Source organism: Corynebacterium sp. KPL2830 (assembly GCF_040225635.1).
Classification (GTDB): Bacteria; Actinomycetota; Actinomycetes; order Mycobacteriales; family Mycobacteriaceae; genus Corynebacterium.
This window is the reverse complement of the sequence record NZ_JBEHFR010000073.1, coordinates 1-621: the sequence shown is the minus strand read 5'-3', so window position 1 is coordinate 621 and position 621 is coordinate 1. Positions and strand designations below refer to the sequence as shown.

Sequence of the window (621 nt, the reverse complement as noted above, 5' to 3'; positions counted from 1 at the left end):
CTGCTGGTCGTATATGCGCCTGCTAGACCCTCTGGCCCCACCACGACTTGTCACCTGTGACGGGCATTCAGGAGGGCTTAAAGCAGTAAGCCGCCTGTGGCCTGACACCGCCGTGCAGCGATGCATTGTCCACGTCAAACGCAACATTCAACGCGGCACCGGCCTTCACCCCACCTCCCCGATGGGTAAAGCACTGCGACGGCTTTCATTTGAGCTACTGGCAGTAAGCACTCTAGATGAAGCCGCTGAATGGACAGGCAAGCTACACCAGTTCGGCACCGTATTTAGAACTCAACTCAAAGCCCGTACCTACGTCAAAGACGTCCCCTTTGAGCAAATCCCGAAATCTAAACGCGGCAACAAAAAATGGTGGTACACCCACCATATCCACCGGGGTATTTACCTGGAGCTGAAGAAAATGAGCAGGAATGGTCACCTATTTTCCTATCTCATTCAAGCAGAACAAGGCCAGCGTCTAGAGCGCACGACAAACAGTTTGGAAGGTGGCGTGAACTCGCAAATCAAGAAACTGATGCACGACCACCGAGGACTGCGTGACGAGCAACAACGCCTCGCCTGCGACTGGTGGCTGTACCTACACACGCAACTGCCTGACGACCC

Annotated in this window: 1 protein-coding gene; it reads left to right on the top strand. The window is 54.4% G+C overall.

All coding sequences use genetic code 11. The features are described 5' to 3' along the window. A partial coding sequence (locus ABRP87_RS11260; RefSeq protein WP_349868868.1) for a transposase occupies window positions 1–621 on the top strand: 621 nt, incomplete at both ends.